The organism is Dactylosporangium sp. CA-233914, from assembly GCF_050942935.1.
Classification (GTDB): Bacteria; Actinomycetota; Actinomycetes; order Mycobacteriales; family Micromonosporaceae; genus Dactylosporangium.
The window spans coordinates 3,503,631-3,522,679 of sequence record NZ_CP192030.1 but is presented as its reverse complement, the minus strand read 5'-3'; the positions used below and the strand labels follow the sequence as shown (position 1 = coordinate 3,522,679).

Sequence of the window (19,049 nt, the reverse complement as noted above, 5' to 3'; positions counted from 1 at the left end):
GAGCGGGCCGCGACGACGCCGCGGCCCGCTCACAACCTGCGCGGCCGTACTGCCGCTCCTGCGCCTCGGCCAGGCCCTTGTCGTCCAGGCGGTCGAGTGCCCGGTGGATGCGCTTGACGACCGCGCAGGTCCGACCGGTCGATTGTCGTGATCGGTCGTCCTCGCCCTCGACGACTGTTTGGTTACGCTATGAGGTGGGCTTGATCCTGCGTGGAGGTGTCGGATGTGCGCAGGCGGAGCGCCGCCGGCCCGGGACCCGCCGATTCGGGCCGTGGTGCATGAGAGCAACCGTACGCGTGTCACTCGGCTCTTCTTGGCAGGCCGCCCTTGTGTGCGTAAGGAGCCGCTGGGCTGTGACGCGCGGCGGCGGGTGCAGCATGAGTTGGCGATGCTTGAACGGCTGCGCGGGGTTGACGGGGTCGCGCAACTGGTGGAGGCACCGCGAGATGCACAGTCGATCGTGTTGGCGGACGCCGGTGGAGCAAGCTTGGCCACGTTGGCGAAGCCGTTGGCGGTTGATGAGTTGATCGGGCTGGCGGCGGGGTTGGCCCGGGCGGTGGCGGGGATGCACCGGCGAGGCGTGTTGCACCGGGACATCACGCCGGCGAACGTCGTGGTTTCTCGCGACGGCGCCCCGTGTCTGGTGGATTTCGCCTTGGCGTCGTCGGTGGCGGAGCTTCGTCCCGAATTCACGCATCACACCGAGATCGTGGGGACGTTGGCGTACCTGGCGCCCGAGCAGACGGGGCGCACCGCGCGGGCGGTGGATCAGCGGGCCGACCTCTACGGGTTGGGTGCGACGCTGTACGAGCTGGCGACGGGTGCGCCGCCGTTCGGCTCGGGTGACCCGCTGCGGCTCACCCATGATCATTTGGCCCGGGTGCCGGTGCCGCCCACCGAGGTGAACCCGGCCATACCTGCGCCGCTGTCCGGGATTGTCATGCATCTGCTGGAGAAGGAACCGGACCAGCGGTACCAGACGGCCGAAGGCGTGGTCTACGACCTGGAGCGGTTGCGTGACGCCGATCCTCATGCGGCGGCCGAGCTGCGGGTCGGCGAGCATGATGTTCCGCTGCGGCTGTTGCCGCCATCGCGGCTGGTGGGCCGGGACGACGAGGTGACGGCGCTGGAGGCGGCGTTCGACGGGGCGCTCTCGGGTCGATGTCGTGGACTGCTGGTCAGCGGGGCGCCGGGGGTGGGCAAGACTGCGCTGGTGGATGAGCTGCGGCCGATGGTGACCGGCAGTGACGGCTGGTTCGTGGCGGGCAAGTTCGACCAGTACCGGCGGGATCTCGAGTTCGACGCGGTGCATCAGGCGTTCCGCGCGCTGGGTCGGCTGTTGCTGGCCGAGCCGGAGGATGATCTGGCCAGGATCCGTGGACGGATCCTGGAAGCGATCGGGCCGAACGCGGGTCTGCTGACTGCGGTAAACCCGGAGTTCGCGGCGCTACTGGCAGTACCGCCAGATCCCGGGGAACCGCTGACGGCGCAGGTCCGGGCGCAGCGGATGTTGCTGGAGATCCTGCGCGCGGTCGCCTCGCCGAAGCGGCCCGTGGTGGTGTTCGTCGATGACCTGCAGTGGGCGGGGCGCGCGCCGCTCGGTTTCGTCGACCTCGTGCTGAGCGAGCAGCAGATCGACGGCCTGTTGCTGGTGGGTGCCTACCGCGAGGATGACCTGGACACCGCGCATCCGCTGGCCGCTCCACTGTCCCGATGGCGGGAACACCCGGCAGTGCGGCACCTGCGGCTGGCCAACCTGCCGGAATCCGGCTCGGTCGCGATGGTCGCCGAGATGCTGCACGTGGAGCGGAGCACGGCGGCGGACCTGGTAGACGTGATCAACCCGTACACGTCCGGCAATCCGTACGAGACCGTCGAGCTCATCAATGTCCTGCGCCACGAAAGCGTGCTGATCGCCACGGCCGCCGGGTGGCGGTGGGACACGACGCGCGTGGAGGCTCACCTGCACCGGTCCGAGGGCGCCGGGCTGCTGGCAGCACGGGTTGAGGCCATCTCGACACAGTCGCGCCGGATGCTGGAGGCGATGGCGTGTCTGGGCGGGCGAGCCGAGCTCGGTCTGCTGCAGGCCGCCACCGCCGCCCCGGTGAGCCTGGTGAGACGGCGGCTGGCGCCTGCCCTCGACGAGGGCCTGCTGGTGGCCGAGCCGGGGGTTCACGAGGCGGTGCGGTTCCGCCACGATCGGATCCGCGAGGTGGTCCTGTGCGGGCTGCCGCCGCAGCGGCGACGCGAGCTGCAGCTGGCGATGGCGCGGCGGCTGGCCGGGGTGCCGGAGTTGTTCGCGGTCGCGGCGGAGCAGTACCTGCCGGTCGTTGACACGGTCGACGATGCCGCGGAGCGACGCCGGGTGGTTGGGCTGTTGCGGCGCGCCGCCGGCCAGTCGACGTTGATCGGGGACTATGCGCTGGTGAACGCGCTGCTGACCGCCGCGGTGCAGCTCGTCGACGGGGGCGACGTCGCCACGCTCGTCGAGGTCCACACCGGCCGCCAGGCTGCCCTGTACAGCCTGGGCCGCTTCGAGGAGGCGGACGAGGAGTACCGCACGATCGAAGGGTTGTGCACCACTGCCCTGGACCGCTCGGACGCGACGGTGGTGCAGACGCGCAGCCTGACCCATCGGAGCCGGTTCGCGGAGGCGGTCGGGCTCGGCGTGGCGTCACTACGTCAGCTGGGCGTCGCCATACCGGATCCGGATCGGCTGCCGGTGGAACTCGACCGCCAGTTCGACTATCTGTACCGGTGGCTGGAGCACACCGACGACGCCGACGAGCTGACCCGGCCGGAGATCACCGAGCCGACGCTGCTCGCCACGAGCCGTCTGATCAACGCGATCCTGCCGGCCGGCTTCTGTGTCCCCGACCATGCCACGGTCGCCTGGTTGAGCCTGGAGGCGCTGCGGATCTGGATCGAGCACGGCCCCGCCCGAACGCTGCTCGGCCCCGTAGCCCACACCGCTCTCGCCTCTGTCACCGTACGTAGCGACTACGCCGCCGGATGGCGGGCGGTGCGGCGGGTCCTGGCGTGGGGCGAAGCCCGCGGCTACGAGCCCGACACCTCGCAGGTGCGCTTCCTGTCCGCACTCCTGACCTGCTGGTTCGAACCGCTCGAAAACTGTGTCCAAACAGCTCGACGGGCTCGGGAGGGGTTGATCGCGGGGGGCGACCTGGCCATCGCCGGGTACACCTTCCACCCGGCCGCGGGGGCCCTGCTGGACAGCGTGTCACCGCTGGACGTCTACGTCGCCGAGGTGGAGGCCGGGCTGGAATTCGCCCGCCGGATCGGTGACAAGCAGAGCAGCGAAGCACTGGAGAGCTACTGGTGGCTCGCCGGCGTGCTGCGTGGCGAATGCTCCGCCGCGGCCGGTCCGGCGGTCCCGGTCGAGAGGTACGCCGGCAACCCGCTGGCGCTGCTCCACGCGCATATCGCCCGCGCGATCACCGCCGCCGTCTTCGCTGATCCGGTCGCCTTGACGCGGCACACCACGGCGGCGATGTCACTGCTGCCGGCTGCCCCAGGTATCTACGCGACCGCGCACGCCCACATGTTGCGCGGGCTGGCGCTGGCCGCGCAGGCCCGGGACAGCCAGCGTGGCGAGCGGGCCTCCGTGCTGTGTGAGCTGGACGAGGTGATTCGGTGGCTGGCTGCCCGCGCGGTGGATGCACCGATGAATTTCCTGCATTGGCTGCGGATGCTGGAGGCGGAGCGGGCGTGGGCGGTCGGGGACCTGCGTGTCGCTGCCCTCGCCTTCGACGCCGCGCTGCGCGAGGCCGCCCGGCGGCAGCGCCCCTGGCATCAGGCTCTGATCGCCGAACGGGCGTCCCGTTTCTCCCTCGCCCACGGCCTCGAGCACGCCGGCTACACCCTGCTGAACGAGGTTCGCCGCGATTATCTTTCCTGGGGCGCGACCGCGAAGGTCAACCAGATGGACTGGGCGTACCCGACGTTGCGGCCTGAAGTCGAGGAGACACCTGCGCCGGGGAGCGACCAGGCCGGCGGCGGCTTGCATCAGCCGGCCATGCTCACGACCGGAACGCTCGACCTGCTTGGCATCCTGTCCGCGTCGCAGGCGCTGAGTTCCGAGACCAGCGTTGATGGGCTACACGCCCGTCTGGGGCAGGTGCTGCGCACGATGACCGGCGCCACCGGCGTACACCTGCCGTTGTGGAGCGAGGACCGGCGAACCTGGTTGCTGCCCGCACCCGGCGGCGACGGCGCTGTCCCGGTAAGCGCGACCGGCCATGAGTGCACGGTGCCGATGTCCGTGCTGCGCTACGCCCAGCGGATGCCTGAGCCGCTGGTCGTGGCGGACGCCGCCCGCGACGACCGGTTCGCCCCTGACCCCTACTTCGCAGACGTCGCCTGCTGCTCGCTGCTGGCCGTACCGATCCTGAGCCGAGGTACGCTGCGGGCGGTACTGCTGCTGGAGAACCGCCTCATCCGCGGCGCGTTCACCAGCGAACGGCTCGACGCCGTCAAGCTCATCGCCGGCCAACTCGCGGTCTCCCTCGACAACGCCCAGCTGTACGCCGAGTTCCGCCGTATCGCCAACGAGCAAGCAGCCTTGCGGCGGGTGGCGACCCTGGTCGCCCGCAGCGCGCGACCCGATCTGGTGTTCACAGCGGTGGCCGAAGAGGTCGCCGCCCTCTTCAGCGCCGACCACACGACCATCGTCCGGTTCGAACCGGACGGCGGGACGAGCGTCATGGGAGGCTATCCGTCCCAGCACGCCCAGTCGGGTCCGCGTGCCGACCTCGACCCCGACTCGGCCATGGCGTGGGCCATGGCGTCCGTGCAGGCCACCGGCCGGACGGTCCGCCATGACGTGGATGACCCCGCGTGGGCGAGCCTCTCCACGGCACCCCGCTGGGTGGTCGCCAGCCCGATCCTCGTCGAGGGCCGGATCTGGGGCGCAATGGGTGTCGGGGCATGGCGGCAACGATTGCTCCAGGACGCCGAACACAGGCTGGCCGACTTCACCGAACTGGTCGCGACCGCCATCGCCAACGCCGAAAGCCGGGCCGAGCTCACCACATCCCGCGCCCGGATCGTCGCCGCCGGCGACCAGACCCGCCGACGCATCGAACGCGACCTGCACGACGGCGCCCAGCAGCGACTGGTCTCCCTCGCCCTGCAACTGCGCGCGGCGCAGGCTGCCGTGCCACCCGTCCTCGACACGCTCGCCGCGCAGCTGGACCGTGCCGTCGCCGGTGCCACCGACGCGGTCGACGAACTTCGCGAGATCTCCCGGGGCATCCACCCGGCGATCCTGACCGAGGGCGGCCTCGGCCCGGCACTGCGCGCGCTCGCCCGCCGCTCGCCGATCCCGGTCGACCTCGACCTGCACCGGCTGGGGCGACTGCCCGAACACGTCGAGGTCAGCGCGTACTACATCATCGCCGAAGCGCTGACCAACGCCACCAAACACGCCCACGCCGCAACCGTCACGGTCACCGTCGAAGCTGACCCCACGGATACCGCCAACGCCGCGCTACGCCTCGCGGTGCGTGACGACGGTATCGGCGGCGCCGACTTCACCCGCGGCACCGGCCTGGTCGGCCTGAAGGACCGCGTCGAGGCGCTCTGCGGCCGAATCGACCTCCAAAGCCCACGCGGTGCGGGCACCAGCCTGCGCGTGGAACTCCCACTCACCGCCACGGACAGCGGCGCCACCTCCCACTATCCAGCTTGACGGATCAGCGCCGTCCGGCCCGTACGCATCACGCACCCCCAAGGCCTTGCAAGTGGCCGTGGGTCGCAACGCCAAGCTAATTCTTCCCGTACCGCAGACGCAACTTGGCGAACAAATCGCCGTGCATCGTGCGAGTGTCCAGCGCCTCGTATACTTTGATCGGGCGCCCGTTCGCCTGCGGAGTGTAGGTCATATCCGCATTCAGGCGCGGGGTCTTCAATTGTTCGAACGTACCCGCGCCACCCGTCGGGCCGGTAGGACTGAAGCCGTACAAGGCAGTCAGCAGGGCAAGGGGACTGTCGCCCAGGGAATACGCGTCTCCCGGGGTGATCACCTTTCGTAAGCCGACCAGAAAATCGTCCAGTGCGTCGAGCAGGTAGTTCCCGACTTTACCGGCTTGACCAAGCTCGAGTTCGAGCTCGGCGAACGATACCAGGCACTGCCCATATGCGGCTGAGGTCACCTGCCAGATGGCGACGTCGCTCTCATTGAACACAACCTGGCCGGCTGCCGTGTCGAGGCTGAGGTTGTACTCGAATCCGCCGGCTGGATGGGGCGCGCCGCCGATCCACACGAGCGTGAACTTCTTGGCGATCGCGGGTTCCATGAGCAGGGCGCTGGCAACATCGGTGAGGCTTCCGCCGCAGGTGACGAAGAGCGGCAGAGTCGTATCAGTGCGGGTTGCTTCCTTCACGATCGCCCTTGCGCCGTCGGTGACGCGGGGCGACCTGGTGTCTCGCAGTGGCGTATTGGAACCGGTGTAGACCGGCGTCCTCTGGTAGCCCATGATGTCGAGAAGCCGGCGGGCGGCGGTGCTGGACTTCGCGGCGCTGTCCGCCGCTGTGGGTGCGCCTGGCAAGGTGAAAAGGCCACCGACCGCGCCGCGGAAATCCGTTGAGGTCTGCAGAACGGCCTGCGCGAGCGCGAACAAGCCGTCGGGATCCCCGGCAAAATCGTTCAGCACGAGAACCCGGCTCTTGACAGGATTGTTGAACCGGCGCCTTGTCTGTGCTTGCGCCTCGGTTCCGGTGGCAAGAATTCCCGCACTTGCGGCGGCAACGCCAGCAGACTGAAGAATTGCGCGTCGACCGACCATGGCTTCCCCTTCGAACAGTGGAATAGAGTGTCAAGATAGAGTTTCTATTCACTATTGAGCCGTGGCGACATCCCCCTGCGCGTTTCCTGAGGTCGCCGCCGAAGTCGCTGGCGTGACCCGATGTTGCTCGCCGCGCCCAGACCAGCGGCGCGGGCGATGACCCGCCGGCGGTGCCGGTCCCCCGGGCTCGCCGTGCGGGCGCGGAGGAGCGGCACCGGCGTGGTGTGAGGTCAGTCGACGGCGCCGAAGAGGGCGTCCTGGACGATGCGCTGGGCGGCCATGGCGTCCTGCCGCTCCTGCGCCTCGGCCAGGCCCTTGTCGTCCAGGCGGTCGAGTGCCCGGTGGATGCGCTTGAGGATCTGGATGGACGTGCGGGCCGCGTCGACGCTGTCCTCGCGGAAGGGGAACTGGTCGAGCTGCCAGACGCCGTCCCAGTTGTTCTTGCGCAGCGTGTGGAAGAACTCGAAGATCTCGGTCAGGTGTACCGTGCCGACGACCAGGTCGTCGTCCCAGCCGCGCAGGTTGTCGTTGACGTCCATGCCGTAGAGGCGGCCGTGGTCGATGATGAGCTGGGCGGCGTCGGCGGGCGACTCGCCGCCGTAGAGGCTGTGGCCGAAGTCCAGCAGGATGCCGACGTTGTCGAGGCCGATCTGTTGAATGCCCAGCAGCGATCGGGCGGCCGAATCCCAGGTCATCTTCACCCTCGGCTCGCGGGGCTTGTACTCGATGGCGAACTTGAGGTCGGGGTGGGCGCCGGCCAGTTCGCGCATGCCGTCGACGGCGAGCTTCCACAGGGTGCGGTGATCGACCTGGAACGGGTAGTCCCAGCCGTCCTGGCCGGGCCAGATCTTGACGTAGTTCGCGCCGAGTTCACGGACCACGCCGGCGGCCTCGTGCATCAGGTCCAGGGCCGCGGCGCGGGCGGCCGGGTCGGGGTTGGTGAACGCGCCCCGGCTGAACTTGCGCAGGTAGATCTCCGGGGTGATGCCGATGGCGCCGAGCCCCTGCGCGGCGAGGGCGTCCTTCACCTCGCTGAGCCCGACACCGGGGGTGAAGGGGTAGTTGAGGTCGACGACGGACAGGTCCTCGACCTGACCGGCCAGCTCGATGGCGTCGAGGGTGGTGCGGGCCGGGCCGTAGCCGTCGCTGGCGTACCGGTCGACGTAGGTGGCGAAGTGCCAGAGGCCGGCGCCGAAGCGCGGGTACTCGGTCATGCGGATCAGCTCCCGAGGTGGTTTGCGGACGGGGTGGAGGCTCGCTCGACGGCTTGACGCCATCCGGAGCGTAGATCGGCGGCGGCGGTACCGGCGCGAGGAGCGAAGTCGTCGTAGGCGATGCCGGCCGGTGGCCCGTCGTCCGGCCAGAGACCGGCGGCGCGGCCCGCGAGGTGGGCGGCGCCGAGGGCGGAGAGATTCGCGGTCCGGGCTCTGCGCACCGGCACGCCGGTGAGGTCGGCCTGGATCTGCATGAGCTGATCGTTGCCGCTGGCGCCGCCGTCGGCGAGCAGGTGTCCGGCGGTACCGATGGCATCGACGACGTCGGCCACCTGGTGCGCGATCGACTCGATCGCGGCCCGGGCCAACTGGGCCGCCCCGGCGCCCAGGGTGAGGCCGGTGATGGTGCCGGTGGCGGTGTCGTCCCACCACGGCGCGGCGAGACCGCCGAACGCCGGCACGAGCTGGACGCCGTCGCTTTCGGCGGTCGCGGCCAGCGCGGCGATCCGCTCCGGGGTGGTGCCGAGCAGGTCGGCCAGCCACGTGATCGTCGCGCCGCTGGAGCGGATGTTTCCCTCGGCGGCGAGCCGAGGGCTCGGATCACCCCAGGCGACGGTCACGCAGACGGCGTCGCCGGGTTGCGGTGCCGTGTCGGGCAGCAGCCGCATGACCGACGATCCGGTACCGTAGGTGACCTTGACACCGTCGGTCACGTGCGCCCCGTGGGCGTAGAGGGCGGCGTGGGAGTCGCCGAGCACGGCGGTGATCGGCAGCCCGGCCAGGATCTCCCCGCGCTTGCCGATCGTGCCGAGGTCTCCGGCCGATGCCACGATGTCGGGCAGGGCGCTCGCGGGTATGCCGAACAGGCCGAGCAGGTCGCCGCTCCAGGTTGCCGTGTGTACATCGAGCAGCTGCGTGCGCGAGGCGTTGCCGACCTCGATGCGGTGCTCGCCGGTCAGGGCGTACAGCAGCCAGGCGTCGACCGTGCCGACGGCGGCGTCCGGTGCCCGCTCGAGCAGCCACCGCAGCTTGGCCGCGCTGAACATGGGGTCCAGCGGCAGGCCGCTGACCGCCCGGACGGGCCGGTCGTGCCCGCCGGCCCGCAGGTCGTCGCAGAAGGTCTGGGCGCGCTGGTCCTGCCAGCCCAGGACCGGGCCGGCCGGTCGCCCGGTGCGCCGGTCCCAGACGACGGCCGACTCGCGCTGGGTGCTCAGCCCGACGGCGACGACCGTGTCGCGGGCGACGCCGTCGAGGCAGTCGGCGGCGGCCCGCAGCACGCTGTCGAGGATGTCGTCGGCGTCCTGCTCCACCCAGCCGGGCCGGGGGTAGCGGATGCCGACCGGGGCGGCACTGGTACGAACCACCGCCCCGGTCCGGTCGACCAGCAGGCACTTGGTCGAGCTGGTGCCCTGGTCGATCGCGAGGATGAGGTCCTCAGGCATCGGAGCGGGCGAGCGTGACAGCGGCGACCCGGATCTGCTCGGCGGTGAGGCCGAAGTGCTCGAGCAGCATGGCCGTGTCGCCGGTCGGTGCGAACTGGCGGGGAACGCCGAGCATCCGCATCGGTACCGGCCGGGGATCCGACACGACGATGGCGGCCACCGCCGCGCCGAGCCCGCCGGTGACGGTGGCTTCCTCGGCGGTCACGATCGCGCGCGTCTCGCGGGCCGCGCGGCGGATGGCCGCCTCGTCCAGCGGGGCGATGGTGGACATGTTGAGCACGCGCACCGAAACGCCTTCGGCCGCGGCCTGCTCCGCCGCCTGCATCGCGCGGGAGACCATCGTGCCGGTCGCCACGACCGTGACGTCGTCGCCGTCGCGCAGGCAGCTGGCCTCGCCGAAGGTGAAGGGCCGGTCGCCGGTCACGGCGGGCACCTTGAACCGCCCGATGCGCAGGAAGACGGGGGTGCGGGCGCCGGCGGCCCACCGCACGGCGGCCCGGGTCTCGGCCGGGTCCGCGGGCACCACGATCCCCAGGCCGGCGATGGCCCGCAGCCACGCCAGGTCCTCGATCGAGTGATGGGTGGGGCCGAGCTCGCCGTAGGCCATGCCGGGGCTCATCCCGCACAGCACGACCGGCGACTCGCTGTATGCGACGTCGGCCTTGATCTGCTCCAGCGCCCGGCCGGTCAGGAACGGGGCGGCCGCGCACACGAACGGGATGTAGCCGCTGAGCGCGAGCCCGGCGCCGACGCCGACCATGTCCTGCTCGGCGATGCCGACGTTGATGAGCCGGTCCGGGAACTCCTTGGCGAAGGCGACGAGGTTGCTGGAACCGACCGAGTCGTTGCAGACCGCGACGATGCGCTCGTCGGCGCGGGCCAGGGCGAGCAGTTCCTCGGCGAAGGCGACGCGGCAGTCGTACGTCTGCGCGTCGGTCTCGACGACCGCGCTCATCGGGCCAGCTCCGCCGCCGCGGCGTTGATCTGCTCGGTCGTGGGCACCTTGTGGTGCCATTCGACGCGGTCTTCCATGAACGAGACGCCTCTTCCCTTGATCGTGTTGGCGATGACGCAGGTGGGCCGCTCGCCGCGGGCGGCGGTGAACGCTTCCAGCAGCGCCAGGTGGTCGTGGCCGTCGACCGTGACGACGTCCCAGCCGAAGCTGCGCCACTTGTCGTCGAGGGGGTCGAGCGCGTTGGTTTCCTCGGTGCGTGCGCCCTGCTGCAGGCGGTTGCGGTCGACGACGGCGGTGAGGTTCGTCAGCCGGCGGTGCCCGGCCGTCATCGCGGCCTCCCAGTTGCTGCCCTCCTGCAGCTCACCGTCGCCGAGCACCACATACACCTGCCGCTCGGAGGCGTCGAGCCGGGCGGCCACCGCCATCCCGACCGCCACCGGCAGGCCGTGGCCGAGCGGGCCGGTGTTGGTCTCGACGCCCGGGACCTTGACCCGGTTCGGGTGCCCGTTGAGCGCCGAGTAGGGCGCGGCGAAGGTGTCGAGCTCCTCGGCGGCGAAGAAGCCCGCCGCGGCGAGGGTGGCGTAGAGCGCACCCGCGGTGTGGCCCTTGCTGAGCACGAGCCGGTCGCGGTCGGCCCAGTCCGGTCGTTCCGGGTCGACGCGCAGTACTGCGAAGAACAGGGTGGTGAGGATGTCGAGGACGGACATGTCGCCGCCCACGTGGCCCAGCCCGGCACGGCCGATCATCGCCAGGTCGGTGGTGCGGGACTGGTTGGCACGCCGCCGCAGCATCTCGCGGCGATGTTCGGGCTCGGCGTCGGCGAGTTCCTTGCGGAACCGGCGCCAGTCGGCGGCGGCCGAAGAGTCGGCGACCAGCATGGGAGTCCTCTCGTTTCTGCTGTGGTGACCGGTGGAGCCGGGCGGGCCCGGGTGCCGAGCCCGCCCGGGCAGCACGTCAGGAACCTTCGACGGCGAAGGCGTTGACCTGCTTGGCGTTGTCGGCGTTCACCAGCACGCAGTCCACCGACTGCTTCTCGGGCTGGCTCGCCTTGCCGTTCTTGATGTAGGAGTCGGCCTGGTCCACGGCCATCTGGGAGATCTTGCTGGCCGGCTGGAGCACGGTGGCCTTGATGCCGTCCTTGAGGATCGAGGCGACGACGTCAGGGCTGCCGTCGAAGCCGACGACGACGATGTCCTTGCGGTTCGCCGCCTGAATGGCCGCGTACGCGCCGAGCGCCATGGTGTCGTTGCCGGCGATGATGCCCTTGATGTCCGGGTGGGCCTGCAGGATCGTCTGGGTCTTGCTCAGCGCCTCGGCCTGGTCCCAGTTCGCGCTCTGCTGCGCGACCATCTTCATGTCCGGGTACTGGTCCAGCACGCCGTGGAAGCCCTGGGAGCGCACGCCGGCGTTGGTGTCCGTGGCCTTGCCGGTCAGCTCCGCGTAGTTGCCCTTGTTGCCCATCACCTTGGCGAACTCCTGGCCGCCGAGCCCGGCGCCCTGGGCGTTGTTGGCCACGATCTGCGCGACCGCGACACCGGTCTTGTTGATCTCGCGGTCGATGAGGAACGTCGGGATGTTCGCGTCCTTGGCCCGCTGGATGGCCGTCACCGAGGAGTCGGCACCGGCGTTGTCGAGGATGATCGCGGCCGCCTTGCGCGAGATCGCGGTGTCGATCTCCTGGCTCTGCTTGGTCGGGTCGTCGTCGTGGCTGAGCACGAGCGTCTCGTAGCCGAGCTTCTTCGCCTGGGCGGCCGCGGCGTCCTGCTCCGCCTTGAAGAAGACGTTGTCCGGCGATGGGGTGATGATGACGATCAACTTGCTACCGCCGGCGCCGCCGGACGACGAGGAGGAGGGGCTGTCGGCCTTGTCGCTGCCGCAGGCGGAGAGGGCGAGCAGGGCGGCGACGCCGACCGGCAGGACGAAGCGGCGCAGGGCCGAGGGTGTCTTCATCGGGTGAACCTTTCGGGTGGGAGGCGGGTTGAGGTGACTGACGAGGTGGTGACGGTGCCGATCAGGCGGCGCGTTTGGCGAGCCGCGTCTGCAGCCCCTGCTGTGCCTGCTCGGCGATGATCGCGAAGATGATCACGGCACCCTTGACGACCGACTGCCAGAAGGTGGAGACGCCGACGAGGACGAGGCCGTCGCTGAGGAAGCCGATGACGAAGGCCCCCATGACCGTGCCGATGATCGTGCCGCGCCCGCCGCTGAGGGCGGTGCCGCCCAGGACGGCCGCGGCGATCGCGTTGAGCTCGTAGGTGGTGGCGGTGTCGGGGTACGCGGCCCCGAGCTCGGAGGTGAGCAGCAGACCGGCGAGCGCGGCGCAGCCACCGGAGATCACGTACACGGCGATCTTGATGCGCTTGACCCGGATGCCGGACAGTACCGCCGCGCGCTCGTTGCCGCCGACGGCGAAGACCCGCCGGCCGAACGGGGTACGGGTGGTCACGACGATCGCCGCCACGGCGACGGCCACCATGATCCACACCGCGACCGGGATGCCGAGCAGACTGTCCACACCGATGACGTGGAAGCCCTCGTTGCCGCGTTCGGGCGTGCCGGCCAGGTCGGGGAAGGTGCCGCCGTTGCTCAGCAGCTGCGCGGCGCCCCGGGCGACGTAGAGCATGCCGAGCGTGGCGATGAACGGCGCCACCTTGAACCGGGTGACCAGCGCCCCGTTGACGGCGCCGACCAGCGCGCCGACGGCGATGCCGACGACGATGACCACCGCGACGGAGAAGAACAGCGTCCCGCCCGGCACGTCCAGGCCCTTGAACAGCAGCCCGCCGGCGACCATGCTCGCCAGCCCGGCGATCGAGCCGACGGACAGGTCGATGCCGCCGGTCAGGATGACGAAGGTGACGCCGATGGCCAGGATGGCGTTGATCGCCACGTGCTTGGTCATCAGGATCAGGTTGCTCTGGGTCAGGTACTCCGACGAGATGGCGCTGAATACGATCACCAGCGCCACCAGCACGATCAGCGTCCGTCCGCGCAGCAGGAGCAGGGCCGCCGAGGCCAGCCGCGAGCTCGAGGCGGGTGGTTGTCGCTCCGGCGCGACGGGATCGGACTTCGCGACATCGGCGTCGATCATGGCTGTCCCTCCAGGACCCTGTCGGATGCGGAGGCGCCGACCAGGGCCTCCTCGGTGACGTTCGCGGCGGTGAACTCGGCCGTGATCCGGCCCCGGGCCATCACCAGCACCCGGTTCGCCATGGCGATCACCTCGGCGAGCTCCGAGGAGATGAACAGCACGCCCAGGCCGTCGGCGGCCAGCCGGGACATCAGGGCGGCGATCTGCGCCTTGGCGCCCACGTCGATGCCCCGGGTCGGCTCGTCGAGCAGCAGTACGACCGGCTCGGTGAGCAGCGCCCGGGCGAGCACGACCTTCTGCTGGTTGCCGCCGCTGAGGGCGGTGACCGCGGCGGCCAGTCCCGGGACCTTGATGCTCAGCTCGCTGACCTGGCCGGCCGCGATGCGCTGCTCGGCCGATGCGGGGAGCACTCCGGCGCGGCTGAGCCGGTCGACCGTGGCGAGCAGGATGTTGTCGCGCACGGACATGGTCTGCACCAGGCCGTCGCGCTGCCGGTCCTCCGGCACCAGGGCCAGCCCGGCGGCCATGCGCGCCTGCACGGTGGGCTCCGGCGCGAGCTCGCCCCGCACGCGCACCTCGCCGCTGGTGGTGCCGCGCACGCCCATCAGCGCTTCGACGAGCTCGGTACGTCCGGCGCCCATCAGCCCGTAGATGCCGACGACCTCCCCGGCACGCACGGTGAACGACACGTCGTCGACCAGCGGGCGCACCGGCCCGGGCACGGTGAGATGGCGTACGTCGAGCAAGACGTCACCGACCGGCGTGCTGTTGTGCTCGTACAGCGAGTCGGGGTCCCGCCCGACCATCTGCCGCACGATCCACCCGGTGTCGGTGTTGCTCATGGATTCGTGGGCGACGACGTTTCCGTCGCGCAGGACGGTCACCCAGTCACCGATGCGGCGGAATTCGTCGAGCTTGTGCGAGATGTAGATGATCGTCACGTCGCGCTTGCGCAGGTCCGCCATCACGTCGAACAGGACGTCGACCTCGTTGTTCGACAGGGCCGACGTCGGCTCGTCCATGATCAGGACGCGGACGTCGGAGAGCAGGGTCCGGCCGATCTCCACCAGTTGCTGCTGACCGATGGGCAGGTCACCGACGAGCATGTCGGGATCGAGGTCCTGACCCAGCCGGCGCAGGATCTCCGCTGTGCGGCGCCGCTGCGCGCGGTCGTCGACGAACCGGCGTCCCCGGCGCAGCTCGCGGCCGGCGAACATGTTCCGGGCGATGGACATGTTCGGGAAGAGGCTGAGCTCCTGATGGATGATCTCGATACCCCGTGCCATCGCCGCCCGCGGACTGGGCAGCTGCACGGGCTCGCCGTCCAGCAGGATCTGCCCACGCGTCGGCTGCTCAGTGCCGGACAGGATCTTCATCAGGGTCGACTTGCCGGCACCGTTCTCGCCGACCAGCACGTTGACCTTCCCGCGGTACGCGCTGAACGTCACGTCCTTGAGGGCCCGCACGCCGCCGTATTCCTTACCCACCCCGCGCGCGACGAGGACCTCGTCGACGGCCGTCACGGCGCGACCTGCAACTCGGTCGGGACCACCATGATCTGGCCCGGGGCCAGGGCCGAGAACGCTCCGTAGAACGTGATCGTCTTACCGGTGAGGCCGGCGCGATCGACCTTGGCCACCACGTCGGTCTTGACCCGGTTGTTGATCTGGTTGGCCACGTCGGCGTAGGCGATCTGGTTGGTGAAGTCGCCGAAGGAGATGAAGCCGACCCCGTCGCGGATCGCCGTGCCCGCGATGACCGGCCCCGTGGCCACGTACAGCGTCAGCGGCTGACCGCCGTCCCGGGCGATCTCGACGGTCACCGGCCCGGTCGGCGCGGACGTGTCGACCTTGGCCACCGTGCCACTGCCCTTCACCAGAAAGGCATACGGGCTGCCGGTGCCGGCCTGGTGACCGTACTGCTTGCCGGCCGCGTTGACGTCCTGGGCCACAGCCGCCGCGACGGTGGTGATGTCGACGGCGTGCTCGTGCACGGTCGGCACGATCTTCGACGCCCAGATGCCGTCGACATAGACCTTGGCATCGAACGCCGACGCGCCATTGGTCTTGCCGCCGGCGGGCTGAGGTTCGTAGACGTACACCCCTGGCATACGGGCGCACGCCGATAGCCCTAGCAGAACGAGCAGGCCTGCGAGCGTGTACCGCAGCAGAAGAGTCACCTTCATGTGAATATCCATTCAGTTGTGATTGGACATGCCTGTACTGTGAACGCTGAGCAACCAGTTTGTCAACGGGTTGAGCTCCCAGAATCGCCTCCGTGGCTCATTCGCCAGCTGGCGGCGGCGGTCAAGCGTTCCAGGGCGCCGAGGCGCCTTTCCCCGCGCGGCGCGGGCTGTCCCGGCCCGATTACGCTTCGCAGACGACGTGGAGGAGGCACCAGTGAGCCCGAGGCCCGGCCCGACTGACGGCGGGGAGCCCTACGCGGTTGCCGCCGAACACATCCGGTTGCTGACCAAGGTCGCCCGGATGTACCACGAGCGCGGTGTACGGCAGCCACGCATCGCCGAGCTGCTGCACATCTCCCAGCCACGCGTGTCCCGGTTGCTCAAACAGGCCGTGGCCGCCGGCATCGTACGGACCGTGGTGATCACCCCGCGTGGCGTCCACGCGGAGCTGGAGGACGCCGTCGAGCAGCGATACGGGCTGAGCGAGGTCGTGGTCGCCGACACTGCCGGGCAGACCGACGAGATCGCGGTGACCCACGCGATCGCCGCGGCCGCCGCCGTGTACCTGGAGACCACACTCAACCGCGGCGACCGGGTCGGGATCTCCTCGTGGAGTGCGACGCTGCTCGCCACCGTCGACGCCATGCACTCGGCACCCGGCCTGGCCGCCGACCGGGTGGTGCAGATCCTCGGTGGCGTGGGCACGAGCGCCGCGCAGAGCCAGGCGACCCGGCTCACCGGCGGCCTCGCCCGCCACACCCGCGCCGAGGCCGTCTACCTCGTCGCCCCCGGTCACGTGGCGACGGCCGAGATGCGCCACGCACTGGTGCGCGAGCCGAGCATCGCGGCGGTGCTGGACGCCTGGCAGGACCTGACCGTCGCACTCGTCGGCGTGGGCAGCCTCGAACCCTCCACCCTGCTCCGGCAGAGCGGCAACGCGATCGCCACCCAGGAGGAGCAGCGACTGCGCGAACTCGACGCGATCGGCGACGTCTGCATGCGCTTCTTCGACGAACACGGCCAGCACATCGACTCCGAACTGGACGACCGAGTCCTGGGCATCAGCGCCGAAACCCTGAAGAAAGTGCCCCGCCGCATCGGCGTGGCCGGCGGCGAACGCAAGTGGCGCGCCATCCGCGCCGCACTGCGCGGCGGCTGGCTCAACGTACTCATCACCGACCAGGCCACCGCCGCCGAACTCGTACGCGACTGAAGCCTCACCGACCCCGGGAACCGCCCGTCGAGCACGATCGTGGATCACAGTGGCGGGCCGACCTCGGCCTCGTTACTGGACCACGCCGACCAAGTGACAGGCCCCACGCGGTGACGGCACGCGCCAAGGCCGATGACCGAGGCCACGTTCGACCGGGCCCGTAGCCCACCCGGGCGACCGGGCATCGCTGACGCTCGCCGTCGTCGAGTCGGCGGTCGTCGTTGGAGCCGTTACCGCGCCGGCGTCCAGTGGATCAGCTCGCACACTCCGCGGTCGCGGACCTCAAGGCATGTTGCCGTCTCATAACGAGACCATTTCCGACCGTTGACAGCGCAGAACTCCCGGCCGATGATTCCTCCCACATGTTTATCCGCCAGTGAATAGAAATGCAGGGAGGTCGACGCCACATGACTACGTCCAGTAGTCGACGAAGGGTGTACCGGCGCCTCGCCGGACTCGCGCTCGCCAGCGGGCTCCTCATCGGCGGGAGCGGAGCGGCTACGTACGCCGCAACCGGCACAGCCGAAGGCACGCCTCCGCCCGTCGTCGATCGACAGTCCTTGCCACGAACAATCGTGACAACGGATTCCGAATCAGACGACATGAATTCATTCATGCGGCTGCTCTACTACACGAACGAATTGGATATCGTGGGCCTGGTCTACGGCTCATCGGTCCATCACTGGCAGGGAGACGGGGAGCACACGCTCAAGCAGGCCAAGGAACTGGGCCTCATCACGAGCTTCAAGGGCGAGACGGCAGGAAGCCCGGCCCGGTCCGACGACGCCAAGACGTGGCGATGGGAACCGCTCGGATGGATGGAGGAGAAGGTCACCGAGGATTACAACCAGGTCTATCCGAACCTCGTCAAGCACGACCCCAACTACCCCAGCCCCGCCGAACTCTGGTCGAAGATCGCCGTCGGGAACACCAAGTGGGAGAATGACTTCCACGAAGACACCCCCGGCTCGAACCTGATCAAGAACGCCCTGCTCGACGCCGATCAGAGGCCCCTGTACCTGGAGGCGTGGGGCGGCACCAACACGATCGCCCGGGCGCTGAAGTCCATCGAGCAGCAGTACAAAGGCACAGCGGACTGGGCCACGATCCAGGCCAAAGTCAACAAGAAGGCCGTCATCGCCACGATCGGCCAGCAGGACAACGCCTATAACGACTACATCTCCAAGTCGTGGCCGGGTGTCAAGGTGCTCGACTTAGGAACCGTCTTCGGTGGATTTACATCCTTTGCCAAGGACAACGCACCCGCAGCGATCAAGCCGTACTACCAGGCGTCCTTCTGGGCGACCAACATCAAGTACGGCCACGGCGCCGTGTTGGACCACTACGGGTTGATTGGCGACGGCACCTACATCGCCGGCGAGGGGAACAACCTGGGCTGGCAGCCGGGCCAGGCCAAGGATCTGTCCACGTGGAAGATGTTCAACTCCAGGGGCGGCTATCAGCGGCTGGACTGGACCAGTGAGGGTGACAGCCCGTCATTCATGTTCCTGGTACCGACTGGTCTTCGTGGGGTACAGGATCCAAGTCTTGGGGGCTGGGGCGGCCGGTTGAACCCGTCGACCACGCCTGGCTACTACTCCGGCGTCGCGGACCTCAACCCGAACACCAACAAGTCTGACGGGACCTACTCGATCGCCCGGTTCATGCCCGCGATCGGGAACGACTTCGCCGCGCGAGCGGACTGGGGGATCACCGATCGCTATTCGGATGCCAACCACGCGCCGAAGGTATCGGTGCCAAGCGTTTCCCTACAGGGTCGCCCGGGTCAAACTGTGCAGCTGCGCGTCGACGCGAGCGATCCCGACCGTGATGCCCTGAAGACCGAGTGGTCCGTGTACACGGAGGCGAGCACGGTTACCGGCACGCCGACGCTCTCGGGCAACCGCTCGACGGCAACCATCAAGATCCCGGCTTCCGCGACGCCAGGTCAGCGGATCGTCGTCATTGCCGCAGTGTCGGACAGCGGGACGCCATCGTTGACCCGCTACGGCCAGATCGTCGTGACGGTGAAGTAGCTGAGCCTCCTTCCGATCCGATCGGTGCTTGTGATCACGTAAACAGGCTGTGCAGATGCCTGGTCGATCTTGCGATCGACCAGGCATCTTCCGTGATCACGCAGGCAATG

General features: G+C 69.4%; 12 protein-coding genes. 3 read left to right on the top strand and 9 right to left on the bottom strand.

All coding sequences use genetic code 11. The annotated features are described in order from the left end of the window. Positions 1-223 precede the first annotated feature (223 nt). Complete coding sequence (locus ACQPY0_RS16200) at positions 224-5,707, top strand: AAA family ATPase (RefSeq protein ID WP_432989528.1); 5,484 nt, start codon at positions 224-226, stop codon at positions 5,705-5,707. Positions 5,708-5,783: 76 nt separating this feature from the next. Here ACQPY0_RS16200 and ACQPY0_RS16195 read toward each other — a convergent pair whose 3' ends face one another. The 9 genes from ACQPY0_RS16195 to ACQPY0_RS16155 all read right to left on the bottom strand — a co-directional run bounded on the left by ACQPY0_RS16195 (position 5,784) and on the right by ACQPY0_RS16155 (position 15,690). Then, positions 5,784-6,803 (bottom strand): nucleoside hydrolase, encoded by a 1,020-nt coding sequence (locus ACQPY0_RS16195; RefSeq protein ID WP_432989526.1) that lies wholly within the window; start codon positions 6,801-6,803, stop codon positions 5,784-5,786. A 230-nt stretch (positions 6,804-7,033) separates the two neighbouring features. Next, positions 7,034-8,017 carry a sugar phosphate isomerase/epimerase family protein gene (locus tag ACQPY0_RS16190; RefSeq protein ID WP_432989524.1) on the bottom strand — a complete coding sequence of 328 codons (984 nt, stop codon included), beginning with the start codon at positions 8,015-8,017 and terminating at the stop codon, positions 7,034-7,036. A gap of 5 nt (positions 8,018-8,022) precedes the next feature. Next, positions 8,023-9,459 carry an FGGY family carbohydrate kinase gene (locus ACQPY0_RS16185; RefSeq protein WP_432989522.1) on the bottom strand — a complete coding sequence of 479 codons (1,437 nt, stop codon included), beginning with the start codon at positions 9,457-9,459 and terminating at the stop codon, positions 8,023-8,025. Continuing rightward, positions 9,452-10,414 (bottom strand): transketolase family protein, encoded by a 963-nt coding sequence (locus ACQPY0_RS16180; protein ID WP_432989520.1) that lies wholly within the window; start codon positions 10,412-10,414, stop codon positions 9,452-9,454. Before ACQPY0_RS16180 ends, ACQPY0_RS16185 begins: the two co-directional genes overlap by 8 nt. Then, a complete protein-coding gene (locus ACQPY0_RS16175; protein ID WP_432989518.1) occupies positions 10,411-11,292 on the bottom strand; it encodes a transketolase in 882 nt (293 codons plus the stop codon). Before ACQPY0_RS16175 ends, ACQPY0_RS16180 begins: the two co-directional genes overlap by 4 nt. A gap of 76 nt (positions 11,293-11,368) precedes the next feature. Next, positions 11,369-12,364, bottom strand: coding sequence for a D-ribose ABC transporter substrate-binding protein (locus ACQPY0_RS16170; protein ID WP_432989516.1), 996 nt, complete (start codon positions 12,362-12,364; stop codon positions 11,369-11,371). 61 nt (positions 12,365-12,425) lie between these two features. Next, a complete protein-coding gene (locus ACQPY0_RS16165; protein WP_432989514.1) occupies positions 12,426-13,505 on the bottom strand; it encodes an ABC transporter permease in 1,080 nt (359 codons plus the stop codon). Continuing rightward, on the bottom strand, positions 13,502-15,028 hold the full coding sequence (locus ACQPY0_RS16160; RefSeq protein ID WP_432989512.1) for a sugar ABC transporter ATP-binding protein: 1,527 nt from the start codon (positions 15,026-15,028) through the stop codon (positions 13,502-13,504). The genes ACQPY0_RS16165 and ACQPY0_RS16160 overlap by 4 nt, the downstream gene beginning before the upstream one ends. Further along, the gene (locus ACQPY0_RS16155) at positions 15,025-15,690 is read right to left on the bottom strand and encodes a DUF2291 family protein (protein WP_432989510.1); all 666 of its coding nucleotides are present in this window, start codon (positions 15,688-15,690) and stop codon (positions 15,025-15,027) included. Before ACQPY0_RS16155 ends, ACQPY0_RS16160 begins: the two co-directional genes overlap by 4 nt. 214 nt (positions 15,691-15,904) lie before the next feature. Here ACQPY0_RS16155 and ACQPY0_RS16150 point away from each other — a divergent pair, with 214 nt between their 5' ends. Both ACQPY0_RS16150 and ACQPY0_RS16145 read left to right on the top strand, forming a co-directional pair. Further along, positions 15,905-16,903, top strand: coding sequence for a sugar-binding transcriptional regulator (locus tag ACQPY0_RS16150; RefSeq protein ID WP_432989508.1), 999 nt, complete (start codon positions 15,905-15,907; stop codon positions 16,901-16,903). A gap of 614 nt (positions 16,904-17,517) precedes the next feature. Next, the gene (locus ACQPY0_RS16145; RefSeq protein ID WP_432989506.1) at positions 17,518-18,939 is read left to right on the top strand and encodes a nucleoside hydrolase-like domain-containing protein; all 1,422 of its coding nucleotides are present in this window, start codon (positions 17,518-17,520) and stop codon (positions 18,937-18,939) included. Positions 18,940-19,049: the final 110 nt, after the last annotated feature.